Source organism: Xanthomonas sp. NCPPB 1067 (assembly GCF_020783795.1).
Lineage (GTDB): Bacteria > Pseudomonadota > Gammaproteobacteria > Xanthomonadales > Xanthomonadaceae > Xanthomonas > Xanthomonas melonis.
The window spans coordinates 269,378-282,895 of sequence record NZ_JAJGQG010000001.1; the positions used below are offsets into that span (position 1 = coordinate 269,378).

At 63.1% G+C, this 13,518-nt stretch carries 15 protein-coding genes; 3 read left to right on the top strand and 12 right to left on the bottom strand.

The annotated features are described in order from the left end of the window. Positions 1-440 precede the first annotated feature (440 nt). The gene (locus LL962_RS01145) at positions 441-1,319 is read right to left on the bottom strand and encodes an SDR family oxidoreductase (protein WP_228315576.1); all 879 of its coding nucleotides are present in this window, start codon (positions 1,317-1,319) and stop codon (positions 441-443) included. 133 nt (positions 1,320-1,452) lie between these two features. Here LL962_RS01145 and LL962_RS01150 point away from each other — a divergent pair, with 133 nt between their 5' ends. Then, positions 1,453-1,884 (top strand): winged helix-turn-helix transcriptional regulator, encoded by a 432-nt coding sequence (locus LL962_RS01150; protein WP_228315577.1) that lies wholly within the window; start codon positions 1,453-1,455, stop codon positions 1,882-1,884. A 613-nt stretch (positions 1,885-2,497) separates the two neighbouring features. Here LL962_RS01150 and LL962_RS01155 read toward each other — a convergent pair. The 9 genes from LL962_RS01155 to LL962_RS21025 form a co-directional block, all read right to left on the bottom strand. Then, entirely contained in the window at positions 2,498-2,908 is a 411-nt protein-coding gene (locus LL962_RS01155) for a DUF5655 domain-containing protein (RefSeq protein WP_228315578.1), read from the bottom strand. 52 nt (positions 2,909-2,960) lie between these two features. Continuing rightward, the gene (locus LL962_RS01160; RefSeq protein WP_228315579.1) at positions 2,961-3,329 is read right to left on the bottom strand and encodes a hypothetical protein; all 369 of its coding nucleotides are present in this window, start codon (positions 3,327-3,329) and stop codon (positions 2,961-2,963) included. Between the two features lie 93 nt (positions 3,330-3,422). Continuing rightward, positions 3,423-3,638 (bottom strand): DUF4287 domain-containing protein, encoded by a 216-nt coding sequence (locus LL962_RS01165; RefSeq protein ID WP_228315580.1) that lies wholly within the window; start codon positions 3,636-3,638, stop codon positions 3,423-3,425. Positions 3,639-3,942: 304 nt separating this feature from the next. After that, the gene (locus LL962_RS01170; protein WP_228315581.1) at positions 3,943-4,278 is read right to left on the bottom strand and encodes a hypothetical protein; all 336 of its coding nucleotides are present in this window, start codon (positions 4,276-4,278) and stop codon (positions 3,943-3,945) included. A gap of 57 nt (positions 4,279-4,335) precedes the next feature. After that, the gene (locus tag LL962_RS01175; protein WP_228315582.1) at positions 4,336-4,734 is read right to left on the bottom strand and encodes a hypothetical protein; all 399 of its coding nucleotides are present in this window, start codon (positions 4,732-4,734) and stop codon (positions 4,336-4,338) included. A gap of 113 nt (positions 4,735-4,847) precedes the next feature. Next, a complete protein-coding gene (locus LL962_RS01180; protein ID WP_228315583.1) occupies positions 4,848-5,516 on the bottom strand; it encodes an AbiV family abortive infection protein in 669 nt (222 codons plus the stop codon). 829 nt (positions 5,517-6,345) lie between these two features. After that, positions 6,346-6,864 (bottom strand): hypothetical protein, encoded by a 519-nt coding sequence (locus LL962_RS01185; RefSeq protein ID WP_228315584.1) that lies wholly within the window; start codon positions 6,862-6,864, stop codon positions 6,346-6,348. A 66-nt stretch (positions 6,865-6,930) separates the two neighbouring features. After that, on the bottom strand, positions 6,931-7,449 hold the full coding sequence (locus LL962_RS01190) for an HNH endonuclease (protein WP_104586287.1): 519 nt from the start codon (positions 7,447-7,449) through the stop codon (positions 6,931-6,933). A gap of 412 nt (positions 7,450-7,861) precedes the next feature. Next, positions 7,862-8,443, bottom strand: coding sequence for a GNAT family N-acetyltransferase (locus LL962_RS21025; protein ID WP_441004846.1), 582 nt, complete (start codon positions 8,441-8,443; stop codon positions 7,862-7,864). 500 nt (positions 8,444-8,943) lie between these two features. Between LL962_RS21025 and LL962_RS01195 the strand changes: the two genes are divergently transcribed. Further along, the gene (locus LL962_RS01195; protein ID WP_228315585.1) at positions 8,944-9,963 is read left to right on the top strand and encodes an integron integrase; all 1,020 of its coding nucleotides are present in this window, start codon (positions 8,944-8,946) and stop codon (positions 9,961-9,963) included. 115 nt (positions 9,964-10,078) lie between these two features. On the opposite strand, the gene ilvD is transcribed toward LL962_RS01195, so the two are convergent. Continuing rightward, positions 10,079-11,917, bottom strand: a complete 1,839-nt coding sequence (ilvD, locus tag LL962_RS01200) for a dihydroxy-acid dehydratase (RefSeq protein ID WP_228315586.1) — start codon at positions 11,915-11,917, stop codon at positions 10,079-10,081. A 251-nt stretch (positions 11,918-12,168) separates the two neighbouring features. On the opposite strand from ilvD, the gene LL962_RS01205 reads away from it, so the two are divergent. Next, positions 12,169-12,435 (top strand): YkgJ family cysteine cluster protein, encoded by a 267-nt coding sequence (locus LL962_RS01205; RefSeq protein ID WP_228315587.1) that lies wholly within the window; start codon positions 12,169-12,171, stop codon positions 12,433-12,435. A 30-nt stretch (positions 12,436-12,465) separates the two neighbouring features. On the opposite strand, the gene LL962_RS01210 is transcribed toward LL962_RS01205, so the two are convergent. After that, positions 12,466-13,011, bottom strand: coding sequence for a gamma carbonic anhydrase family protein (locus LL962_RS01210; protein WP_104586487.1), 546 nt, complete (start codon positions 13,009-13,011; stop codon positions 12,466-12,468). Positions 13,012-13,518: the final 507 nt, after the last annotated feature.

Below are 13,518 nucleotides of genomic sequence, written 5' to 3' on the forward strand. Positions count from 1 at the left end.
CTGACGGCGCGGCAGTGGCGGTAGTTATATTTAGGTTTGATGTCAGTTTGGTGACATAGACGGCGCGTCCCCTGAAACGCTTGTGTCAGTAGCGTGTCCGGGCAATGTCAGTTCTGCGACCGGCGGGAGGCAGGCCCGGCTGCGCATCCCGCAGCGTCGATATGGCGCCCGCCGCAGCGGCTGGCGGGCGATGCCTGCGCTGGTTGCGCGGCCCTGGCGGTCGCACCGCGGGTCAGCGGCCGGGCGCCTCGCAGCGGGCCGCGGCGCGTCTGGACGTGATGCTCCAGCGAAGGCAGGCCGCGAGTCCACGCGGCGTGGGCGTTGGCCAACCGCCGCAGGCAGGCCAACGCGATCACCGGCCACGGGCCATCGTGCGCCGTGGCCATGTTGCGTTGGGGCAGGCGGCCGGTGTGGTCGGTCGCACCGGCCGCCTGGGCCGCTCAGCGCGCTGCCAGGGCAGCAGCCACCGTGTCGCGCAGTGGCGTGGTGGGGCGCCCGATCAGGCGGCTCAGGGTGCGGCTGTCATCGAACAGGCTGCCGCCACCCGAGGACGCGGAGCACTGGGCCAATACCTGCGCGAACCCGGCAGGCAGCCCCGCCTGCACCAGCGCCGTGGCGTAGTCGGCCTCGGGCAGATCGTGATACGCGACCGGGGTGCCCGCCTGCCGCGATACCTCGGCGGCATACTCGGCCATGGTGAATGCCGTATCGCCGGCCAGCTCGTAGATCTGTCCGGCCTGCGGCGCGTCCGAAGCCAGTACCGCTGCCGCTGCCGCAGCGTAGTCGGCGCGGGCGGCGGCGCTGAGGCGGCCCTGCCCGGCGCTGCCGATCACCGCTCCGTGCGCCACCTCGGCAGCGATCGCGCCGGTATAGTTTTCGGTGTACCAGCCATTGCGCAGCAGCGCATGCGGCACGCCGCTCTCGCGCAGCAGGGCTTCGGTGGCGACATGCTCTTCGGCCAGCGACAGGGTGCTGGTGTCGGCGTGCAGGATGCTGGTGTAGGCGAGCAGCTCGACCCCGGCGCGCTTGGCAGCGTCGATCACGTTGCGATGCTGCGGCACGCGTGCGCCTACTGCATTGGACGACACCAGCAGGATCCGCTCGACGCCGGCAAAGGCCTGGTCCAGGCTCGCAGGATCGGCATAGTCCGCGCGACGCACCGTGATGTCGCGTTTTGCGAACTCAGCCAGTGACGCCGTATCGCGGGCCGTTGCTACGATGCGATGGGCAGGCACACGTGCGAGCAGCGCTTCGACGACCAGGGCACCCAGCTGCCCGCCGGCGCCGGTGACGAGAATCAGGGGAGGGACCGATGTCATATGAGGCTCCAGTAGGTATCGAAAAGAGGTTTGGTCTAATATAAAGACCGATTGACTCGCCAGCATCGTGTCAGCGCCGCCGGTCCTCCGCAAGGAGGCAGTTTTCCTCCCCCTGGTTACCGTGGAGATCCCTGTGAATGCGATTGCCCTGTTCCCGCCGCCGCCCTCCCTGGAAGGCCCCTTCGACGCGACCAAGTGTCCCGTGCGCGACGTACTCGATCAGATCGGCGACAAGTGGACCCTGTTGATCCTGCTGACGCTGATTCCCGGACCGTTCCGTTTCAGCGCCATCCAACGCGCCGTGCCCGACATCTCCAAGCGCATGCTGACCCAGACGCTGCGCAATCTGGAGCGCAACGGCATGATCACCCGCAAGGTCTACGCGACCAAGCCGCCGAGCGTGGAGTACGCATTGTCCAAGCTCGGCGTCGCCTTGCTCGGCCCGGTCTCTCAACTGCTCAACTGGGCCGGCGAGCACCATGCCGACATCCGCTCCGCACGCGAACGGTTCGACCGCGCACAGCAACCGGTGACCGCGTTGGATGCCGAAGACGCCCTGGCCTGACGGCTGAGCTTGGCCGGCGCGCCTAGCGCCGCGGCCAGGCACCGCGCTTCAACCGGGCGTGCCAAGCGCTTGCCCGGTTCAAACCTCACGCCCACCAAGCCGGACCCGCGTCAGCTTTACAGCGCGGTGCCACGCTCCGGCGGAGGTGTTGGGTTGGCACAGACTCGCAACCCGATGTGCGACGACGGCTCACCACCCAGCGGTCGCGTTATCGCAGATTCGGATGACGCCAGTGAATCCAGCACCAACCCAGCCCCGAAGCGAACAAGGAACGGGCCAGCGCGCCCTGAACCCAGCGTTCGCCGACGCCATGCGCGCCCAACGCCCCTACTGCGAATCCAAGCAGCGATAGAGCGGCGACCTTGCGCTGCTCGATCAGCCACCTGGCCTGTCTGGCACGCTTGAGGCGTCGCGCTTCCTGCGCAGCAGGACCTTGCAGCATGACCGCACGGGCAACCGCGTCCGCATTGAAATCATCCATCGTCTAACGATCTCTCAAGAAAATATCGCGCCACACTTATTCGGTGGTGGAGCCGCGTCGGCCCGCAGGTGCAGGCCTGTCCTCCATCACGCATCGAAGCGCAGATCTTGAACCAGCGTGTTCGTGTGGCACTCATGCGATGGAACGTTCGTATGCCTCGCGCAATAGCGGCTGCACCGCTTTCAGGTCGTCCCTGGTGCGCAACTTTGTGACCACGGTGACCTGCCTGCCTTCGGCTACGGTCTTGATGATGAGCGGATGCGTGACGATGCGATCGAGATGGATCGCCAGCCGCAAGGCGTCGGACATGACCACGACATCGGCAAACACGCGCCGGCTGCGCAACAGGATGTACCGCTGCCGGGAGACGAACTCGATCGGGCCGAGCGAGTTGGCAATGGATTCCAATGCCTTGTAAAGGTCGACGAGCGTGGTCGGCCTGTTGCGCAAGGCATTGTCCGGCTCGTCCGTGACACAGGCGTGGCGCTGGTTCTTGCGTGTGAACTGTCGTTGGCAGGTTTGGCATACCCACGCGGTGGTCACGGCACGCGTACTCCGGTTTGGGCCGCGCCGAGGCCTGGCGCGGCGTCCGTCATCAGGCCTGGGGGGTGCGTCCCATCAAGCGGCCGACACCGCCGCCAACGACTGCGCAGATCGCACCGACCAGTACAGCGAAGACGGCGGTGGCCATCCAGAGCAAGGCAGTGAGTTCGCCGTCAGAGAGCCGGCCTGGCCCGAGGGCCCATGCAACCGCCCATCCAGCCGTCCCGTCGACCAGACCCATCGCCGCGCCGAGCAGCGGCGCAGTCCTGAATGCGAACATCCACGCTGCTGCGCCCCCGAATGCCGCATACAGGACGACCGAGCCGATCGCCGCGTAGGAATAGGAAAAGCCAAGCGCACGCGAGGCGATGGCGGCAACCGCGTCGAACGCCACCACGGACACGGATGCAAGCAGGAACAATCGCGCAACTTTCATGTCCGGTCCCCGTCAGGCACGAGACGGAACCGCGCCCATGCCCGCAAGCCTTGCGGGTGGGCAGAGCAGGAACGCATGTCAGTTTCCCGCCTTGGCACGATGATAGGCCACCAGCGCATTGGCATGCCCATGCCCGAGCTTGTGTTCGCTCTTGAGGATGGCGACCTGTTCCATATGCATGCGATCCGGAAGCTGGTCGAGGATATCGAACCAATGTGCCACCGGCTTGCCATAGGTCTTCTCGATCGATGGAAAATAGGAGGCGGGACCTGTGACCTTTGCATCGTTTGCCATGAAAACTCCGTGCTGGAGGCGGATCCTTGGCCGAATCGGGCAATGCGACGATCTGCACGTGCCTGTTGATGCCATGCATGATCGCACAGGCAAAAGCGCGATGGATCTGGTCGCCGCCGTCTTCTGCCTCAGCCTTTCACATGCCGGCGGCAAGAAAGCAGTGACGCCTGTTCTTTGCACCCCAAGTGCTGAGCATCTGAATAGATGTCGGGTCTCGATTCGCCACAGATGAAGTGACCAGAGTCTTCAGACGGTGCCTAACGCCTGAGCCGATCCGCGAAGCGGCGTCGGCTTGACTGAATGGCTAGCCCTCACTGTGCGGCTTGCGAGGCAAGGCGACAACATTACCGGAAGCCGAGTGCCTGGCATCCTTTGGTGGGGTCACACGGAGAAGCCCAGGCGCTACAGTCCAACGCTGACCATCATCCGTCAGCACAGAGACCGACTTCTTGTTGTAGCGAACGATAACGCCACAAACCGGGCCGCCTATGTCTGGCTCGAATGTGACGCGATCACCGATGCTGAAGCGGAGCATCGTTGCATGCGCGCGCGCGTGCTGCATAAAGCGAAGTCTCTCGACAATGCGATGATTGAGGTCGATGAGCTCGGCTTCGGTGAGGTTGTCGATATCGATTGCCATGCGGTTCAATGCTTGAGTTGAGCCGCGCCGAGAAGCGGCGTCGGCATGGACGAATTGTCAGGCCGCACCCCGTGTGAGACGCGGCCATGCTTGATGCAGGCCAAGCAGGTGCAGCGTGCCGATTCCAAAGCAGATGGCCGAGCTGGTGTACCAGAAGCCGACCGAATTGCCTGGAAAGTATGCCTGCAGCGGGACGAATGCAACGCCGCGGAGCAGGTAGACGGCAGTGACGCCAGACAAGACGACACGCGCCAGGGGAAGGCGGCGGATCACCCCGGCACCGGACCAGGCATAGAGGCCCCAGCCGACGAGCACTGCAGCGATGGCGGCGGTGACGGTAGAGGGATACCACAGCCCTTGTGCGGCCATTGCGGCCATGTCCTCACCTGCACCAAGTGCGCGGTACCAAGCCGGGCCACCGAAGATGCACGCCAAATGGACGGAGGCAGCCAGCATGGAGCAGGCACCAGCAAGTAGGAGCAAGTTGTTCCGAACTGCGATCATCTGGCTGTGTGGCCTAACACCTGAGTTAAGCCGCGCCGCGAAGCGGCGTCGGCTTGGACGAATTGTTAGGCGACAGGCCGGGAGACGAAGGCATAGATTGCTTCCTCTAGGCTGATGTTGCCGTTGTTGATGCGCTCAAGATAGAACGGCGAAAAATCTTCTTGACCCATGATTTCCTGAATCTTGCTGCTGGATAGGGTATAGAAGAAGTCGCTGGCCGCCGTAATGGACGCTGGCTCATTGTTAGCCTGACACTGTTTAGCTCGCGCCAGACAATGTTGGGCGAGGTGTACCGCGTCACGTGCGGCGACAGGGCGCACCAAGTCTTTTGGATTTTGGATCGAGCCATCCGCGAGAACGTCCGTATACATCGAGGGCTCTCGGCCGCGGCGCAGGCTGCCCATAAGTTCAAGGGACGTATCAAGCGCCTCCTTCATATTTTCTCGCTGCGTCAGGGTCAGCGATGGCCCAAAGGCGGCGATGATCTTTGACTTGTGATCTAGAAGGTTGTTCCAAGTCTTCTTGAGCACTTGCCGATCCGCCAGGTTTCGACCTGCAGCTCCGAACGCTAATGCGGACTTGCCGACTTCCTCGATGGCCGCAACAGCAAGGAAGTAGGCGCGTGCGAAATGCTCGGCACTTAGCAACGTTTTTGCCTCTTCAACTAGCGCCGTGGCGTTATCAATCGACACCACCGAAAGCTTCAAGAGTGTCTGCTTGCTGAGTTCTTTCATGCCGCCTAACGCCTGAATTAAGCCGCGCCGCGAAGCGGCGTCGGCTTGAATGAATAGTTAGACGGCGGTGCCAGGAGGTGGTGAAGCAAGGACCGTGCTCCCCAGCACTGCCGCCGAGAGCCGAGCATGCCACAGATTGCGGTCTTGGGGCTTGCCCGAGGTGCTGGAAGCTTGATGTGACCAACGCCCAAGGCAATGAGCGCTGCGGGACAACGAAGCGGGACGACGAAGGAGCACGCGATCCGATGGCGGGAGACGAGGGGGCCGCGTACCGGAGCCGACCGCTGAGGCGCCAGCCCTGTTGCCAAAGACGAAAGCCGCGCCGCACTTACAGCACTACCGCCTAACGCTTGAATTAAGCCGAGTTGCGAAGCAACTTCGGCTTGAATGAGTTGTTAGGACCCATCGGCGAGGGCCCAGGGAAACGATGGCTCTGTTGACACCGTGAAGCCTCGCGGGGTCAGCAGGCTATCAAGCCGAACCACATCCTTTGCAGTGAATGCAGGGGCAAGAGGTTGGCCATCTCTTAAAGCTTGGAGTGCTTCCTTGCCAGAAATGCCAAGCTCCGCCGCAACACGGCCTGCCGCCCTGGGAAGGCTACCGCTAGTGGTAGTTAGGAACACCCGGTAGGTGTTTCTATCCCACTCGGGGCGCTGATAGTTGGTCGTGGCTACTGCCCAAGTACATTGGTTGCAGGAGAGCACTATCGAACCGCCAGAGATCGATGTGAGCGCAGCAGCTCCGCAGTCTGGGCAAGTGTGATCTGTCACGTGGGCCCTAACACCTGAATTAAGCCGAACCGCGAAGCGGTTTCGACTTGAATGAATTGTTAGACCTCAACCGGTGCATGCGTATTTGCCGCCCAGAATGACAGTGCGAAGACCAAATTTGGAAAGTGCGAGAGGTGCCAGGTTGAAAGTGAGATGTGATGAAAGCCCAAGTGGTTATGGGTGTACGCCGCGCGGCGCTCTAGTGTGCTCTTGCTGCCAGCGTCAGACAGCCAAGCATCTACGGCCAGCGTATCGTAGTCAGCGAACTGTCCGCCGTTCAAGACTAATAGTTCGTCACGATCTGATGCGACTGACGGCCAGCGGTCATGCGGGGCTTTGGTAGAGATGCTGGTGTGCAGGAGTTGCTTGACGCCGCTGTGGGATTTGAGTGGTACGTCCTTCCATCGCTGATGATGTGACTTGGCAATTCTGGAATGGCGGGTTCCATCTTGATGGTAGGAGGAATGCACGTCCACCACGCCAGTAAAGTGGCCAATGTAGATGCCGCTCCGACTTTCGGATATCCATAGAAGACGAAAGAACTCGTCGCCTTGTTTCAGCCCGACTATTACGCGCATTGAGGCCTAACGCCTGAATTAAGCCGCGCCGCGAAGCGGCGTCGGCTTGAATGAATTGTTAGACGATCATAGCGAGTAGCTGACTTTTGTGTCAGCAATGATGACTTTACCGTTGACCTGCAAGTGCTTGATAAGTGTTTCCAGCTGCGGCTCCGTGATGGAACTCTTTGCGTTCTTGACAGTTGCACGGATGGTGCTTTTGAGTGTCTCAACTTTCCTCGGTCGAGACGCGCCGCGCTTTTTAAGATCTGCGAGAACAACTGCATAGTTGTCGATCTTTGGTGGAACGGGAGCAGCTTTAGCCGGAGCAACAGGCGAAGGCTGTGCTTTGCCATTTCCATTTGGACAGACGAACTTACCGTTCTGATTCAGAACAACGCGAATTTTCTCTTTAAGCGACATGCTGCCAAAGAGCGCGTTGACTGCTTTGCAGCAGGCAACGCAGTTGTCATCGCTGTTGCTCCCGGCGCGGGAGGAAGGAACAAGATGCTCGACACTAGCGTCTGCTTTTGGAAGGGGCATGTTGCAAAAGAAGCAAATGCCTCCCTGGGCAAACATTAATCTGTCAAGCGGCTTGGTGGTCATCTGATCGTCTAACGCTTGAATTAAGCTGCGCCGCGAAGCGGCGTCGGCTTGAATGAGTTGTTAGGCAGTGAGTGGCCGCAGAAGTTGGATGTTGCAACTTTGCTCCCCAGCACTGCCGTCTGGATCGAGTGTGCCACAGCTTGCGGGAGGGAGCTTGCCCAGCAATGCAGCGGCGCGTGGTGCCGCCGAAATCAGATGCGATCAGCGCAGCGAAGTAACAACGGGCAAGGGCGAAGCACCGAACTTACCTCAACCAGCAACGGTGATGACTGCTGTACGGAGCCAACCGCATGCACGCCTGCGAACTCACCGAAGCGGCAACCACCAACGCATTTGCTCCACTACGGCCTAACGTTGGAATTCAGCCGACGACAAAAAGCGCAGCTTTTTGGCGGTCGGCTGGAATGAATTGTTATGCACCATAGGCGGCACGCGACAGACGGTACAAGCAATGCAAGCGTAGCGAACTACCTTCAGGTACTTGAGGGTGCTCAAAGGTGCCTGACTCGCACATATTGAGTCTTTCCATAACTGCGCGAGACCTGGAGTTTCTAACTGCCGTGAAGGACACGATTTCGTTTAGGCCGAGGGAAGTAAAACCGATGCGAAGTGCTCCCCGCGCAGCCTCAGAAGCCAACCCTTTGCCCCAATGCGAAAAGGAAAGGCGCCAACCGATTTCCACGCACGGCGAGAATGGAAGTTCGGCTGACGGGGTGTGCAAGCCGACGAACCCGATGAACTCGTGAGAAGCCTTCAACTCAGCGGCCCAAAACCCCCAGCCACGCTCTCGAATCAAAGACTCGCAACGATCAGCGATCGAGTCACTTTCGGCGCGTGTGAGGCGGGCGGGGAAGAACTCCATCACCCTTGAGTCTGCATTGAGCGCAGCAAATGGTTCACGGTCAGCGGGTATCCACTGCCGCAAGAAAAGGCGCTCAGTTTCGAACTCGATGGGATCAGCCATTTGCAACGGAGCCGGTGAATGAAGACGCATAACGCCTGAATTAAGCCGCGCCGCGAAGCGGCGTCGGCTTGAATGAATAGTTAGACGGTGGTGCCAGGAGGTGGTGAAGCAAGGACCGTGCTCCCCAGCACTGCCGCCGAGAGGCGAGCATGCCACAGATTGCGGTCTTGGGGCTTGCCCGAGGTGCTGGAAGCTTGATGTGACCAACGCCCAAGGCAATGAGCGCTGCGGGACAACGAAGCGGGACGACGAAGGAGCACGCGATCCGATGGCGGGAGACGAGGGGGCCGCGTACCGGAGCCGACCGCTGAGGCGCCAGCCCTGTTGCCAAAGACGAAAGCCGCGCCGCACTTACAGCACTACCGCCTAACTACTATTGGACCGCCGAAATGCGGTGTTGCGGCCAGTATCTTCGATCACAAGCGTCTTGTGAATGGGGAAACCCCTAGCCGCAATCACGGGATCGCACGATAGTAAGCGGCCGCGACCATGTGGATGCTTTTAGCATTATCCAGCAAGGACGCAGGCGTATGAAATACACCCCCAAGCACGAGGGCGTAACAGCGCGTCCACCGGTCCGGTTGCTCGATCAGGTGCGCGACCGCCTGCGGGTACGGCACTACAGCCTACGCACCGAGCAGGCCTACCTGAGCTGGATACGGCGCTTCATCCTGGCCAGCGGCAGGCGCCATCCGACGCAGATGGGGCAGGCGGAGGTCGAGGCGTTTCTTACCCGCTTGGCGACCGTCGGGCAGGTGTCCGCGGGGACGCAGAACCAGGCCTTGGCCGCGTTGCTGTTCCTATACCGCGAGGTCCTGCGCATCGAGCTGCCCTGGATGGAACACCTGGTACGTGCCAAGCGGCCCAGGCGCATCCCGGTGGTGCTCGCGCGCGAGGAAGTTGCACGCCTGCTGGCGGTGATGGAGGGTAGGTGTTGGCTGATGGCCAGCCTGCTGTATGGCAGCGGGATGCGGTTGCTGGAGTGCCTGCGGCTGCGCATCAAAGACGTGGACGCGGTGCGCGGCGAAATCGTGGTGCACGATGGCAAAGGCGGCAAGGATCGCCGGGTGCCGCTACCGCTCAGCCTTCGAGATACGCTCCTCCGTCAACGCGAACGGGCGCTGGTGATGCACGCTGCCGATCTGGCGGCCGGGACCGGGCGGGTGTTCCTGCCGCATGCCCTGGCACGCAAGTATCCCAACGCGGATGCCGAGCCGGGGTGGCAATACCTGTTTCCGTCTGCGCGCCAGTCGCGGGATGCGCGCAGTGGCCGGGTCGGCCGCCATCACGTGTCCGAGGAAGTCCTGCAGCGTGCGGTGCAGGTGGCGCGGCGCCGTGCAGGCATCACCAAGCCGGCCACCTGCCACACCTTGCGGCATTCGTTCGCCACACATCTGCTGGAGGCCGGCCACGATATCCGCACCGTGCAGGAACTGTTGGGCCACAAGGATGTGGCCACCACTCAGATCTATACGCATGTACTGGGCCGCGGTGCGTCTGCGGTGCGCAGTCCGCTGGATGGGCTCGGCCTCACCGACAGCGACGGGTGAGGCGGCCATGCCGGCAGTGGTGCGTGCGGTCTTGGGTCGCAGGCGCTGCTCCATTGCCGATGCGTTGCATGCAGACAGCGATATCAGCCGAGGCCAGTGCAATCGACACAATCCCTCAGCCGTCCAGCAACGCCTTGTCCCGCACCGCGCCCTTGTCTGCGCTCGTCGCCAGCAACGCGTACGCCTTCAGCGCGGTGGTGACCTTGCGTGGGCGCAGCTCGACTGGCTTCCAGCCCGTCGTATCCTGTGCGGTGCGGCGTGCGGCCAGTTCTTCATCGGTGATCAGCAGATCGATCGAGCGGTTGGGGATATCGATCAGGATCCTGTCGCCGTCGCGCACCAGTCCGATCGCGCCGCCCGCTGCCGCTTCCGGCGATGCATGGCCGATCGACAGTCCCGAGGTGCCGCCGGAGAAGCGGCCGTCGGTGAGCAGGGCGCATTGCTTGCCCAGGCCCTTGGATTTCAGGTAGCTGGTGGGGTAGAGCATTTCCTGCATGCCGGGGCCGCCCTTGGGGCCTTCGTAGCGGATCACCACCACGTCGCCGGCCTTCACCTCATCGGCAAGAATGCCCTTCACCGCCGCGTCCTGGCTTTCGTAGACGCGTGCAGTGCCTTCGAAGACGTGGATGGATTCATCCACGCCGGCGGTCTTCACCACGCAGCCGTCGCGGGCGATGTTTCCGTACAGCACGGCCAGGCCGCCTTCCTGCGAGAACGCGTGCGCCACATCGCGAATGCAGCCCGCGCTGCGGTCGGAGTCCAGGCTGTCCCAGCGCGTGGCCTGGCTGAAGGCGATCTGGGTAGGAATGCCGGCCGGGCCGGCCTTGTAGAACGTGTGTACCTTTTCATCGTCGCTCTGGGTGACATCCCATTGCGCGATGGCATCGGCCAGCGTGCGTGCGTGCACGGTGGCGGCGTTGGTATGCAGCAGGCCGCCGCGTGCCAGTTCACCGAGGATGGCCATGATGCCGCCGGCGCGATGCACGTCCTCGATATGGTACTTCTGCGTATTGGGCGCCACCTTGCACAGCTGCGGCACGCGCTTGGACAGGCGGTCGATATCGCGCATGCCGAACGGCACCTCGGCTTCCTGCGCGGCGGCGAGCAGATGCAGGATGGTGTTGGTCGAGCCTCCCATCGCGATGTCCAGCGTCATCGCGTTCTCGAACGCCTCGAAGGTGGCGATGCCACGGGGCAGGGCCGTAGGGTCTTCGCCGCCATACCAGCGGTGGCAGAGTTCCACCGCCACCCGGCCGGCGCGCAGGAACAGCTGCTCGCGATCGGCGTGCGTGGCCACCACCGTCCCGTTGCCCGGCAGCGACAGGCCCAGCGCTTCGGTCAGGCAGTTCATCGAGTTGGCGGTGAACATGCCCGAGCAGGAGCCGCAGGTGGGGCAGGCGCTGCGCTCGAATTCGGCCACCTTTTCGTCGGAGGCGCTGTCGTCGGCGGCGATCACCATGGCATCGATCAGATCGAGCTTGTGCTCGGCCAGCCTGGTCTTGCCGGCTTCCATCGGGCCGCCGGAGACGAACACGGTAGGAATATTGAGCCGCAGCGCGGCCATCAACATGCCAGGAGTGATCTTGTCGCAATTTGAAATGCACACCAGCGCATCGGCGCAGTGCGCGTTGACCATGTACTCGACCGAGTCGGCGATGATCTCGCGGCTGGGCAGCGAATACAGCATGCCGTCGTGGCCCATCGCGATGCCGTCGTCCACGGCGATGGTGTCGAATTCCTTGGCCACTCCGCCGACCCGCTCGATCTCGCGCGCGACCAGTTGCCCGAGATCCTTCAGGTGCACATGCCCGGGCACGAATTGGGTGAACGAATTGGCGATGGCGACGATGGGCTTGTGGAAATCGCCGTCCTTCATGCCGGTGGCACGCCAGAGCGCGCGCGCGCCAGCCATGTTGCGGCCGTGGGTGGACGTTTTGGAGCGGTATTCGGGCATGGCGGATTCAACGGCGAAAGCGAGCGGCGGCTGGCAATTAGACCGTGTCGTGACTGTTGCTGCTGCAACCGTCGCCGCGCGGTCCGGCGATGGATCACGGTAGCACGCAGCCGCGGACGGTCGATGGCGCCGCAGCAGGGGATCCCGCCGGCGGCAGGTCGCCGGGTTCGGCCACTCGCGGGGCGAGATGGCGCCCACCGCCGGTCGTACATCGGCTGCGGTGCGGTGCGCGGCGCCGTTACACTAGGCCGATGTCTTCCGAACTCTCCTGCCGGCCGGGCTGTGCGGCCTGCTGCATCGCGCCGTCGATCAGTTCGCCGATTCCCGGCATGCTCAATGGCAAGCCGGCCGGGATGCCGTGCGTACAGCTGGACGATCGGCTGGGGTGCCGGTTGTTCGGGCTGCCGGAACGTCCGTCGGTGTGCGGCGGCCTGCGGCCCTGTGCCGACATGTGCGGCAGCTCGCGCGCGCAGGCGCTGGCGATGTTGACCGCGCTGGAACTGGCCACCTGCCCCTGACGCAAACGATGCCGGGGGACGCCGCGCCGATCAGCCGGCGACAGGCATGCCCAGGTACTGATCCTTGAGCCGCACGTAGTGTTGCGCCGAGTAATGCAGGCTTTCGATTTCCTTGTCGCTGAGTGTGCGTGCCAGGCGCGCCGGATTGCCCAGCCACAACTCCGCCTCGCCGACCACCTTGCCGGGGCCAACCACCGCTCCGGCGCCGACGAAGCCATAACGCCTGACGGTGGCGCCGTCCAGCACGCAGGCGCCCATGCCGATCAGGCACAGATCCTCGATGGTGCAGGCATGCAGGATGGTCCCGTGGCCAACGGTGACGTCGGCGCCGATCACCGTCGGGTAGCCGGCCTTGTTGAACGGACTGTGGTGGCTGACATGGATGATGGTGCCGTCCTGCACGTTGGTGCGGTCACCGATCTGCACGTGATTGACGTCGCCACGGATCACCGTGCCCGGCCACACCGAGACATCGTCGCCCAGAGTGACCTTGCCGATGATGGTGCAGGCCGGGTCGATATAGACGCGCGCGCCCAGCTGCGGGGTGTGGTCCAGGAACGAGCGAATCGCGGTCACGGCAATCTCCAACGGGGCGGCGTGCCGCGTCGGTGCAGGCACGCGCGCATGATACCTGCGCGGTCGGCAGGCACGTCCGGACGACGATCGCCGCACCGCCGGGCGGACGTCGCTCAGCGAATGCAGCAGCGACCGACGGTACCGCCGGGCCGCCCTGAACGCCTGCGACAGCGCGGCCAGGGGACGACAGCAGGTTCCGTTGGCGTCGTGCCTGGATCGGCCGTCGTCGGCGACGTATCGATCCGCATCCTGCGAGCGGTCGAGTCGGTGCGACGGGGCCGCGCGCGGACCCACGGTCGTGGCGAACCAAGCTGCGGCAGTGGCCGTCTGCGGCGCAGCCTGAACATCGGCGCGGCCGCACGTCGATGGGCGAAGCAGCGCCAGGTAGCACGGCGCTGACGATGCTGCCGCGCAAGTGTTCCGCCTGGAATCGATAGGCGCGATGGACGCCTGGGGGCTCTCCGAAAGACGTTCTCTCGGAGCGAAGTCGGGCGATGGTGCGTCCGA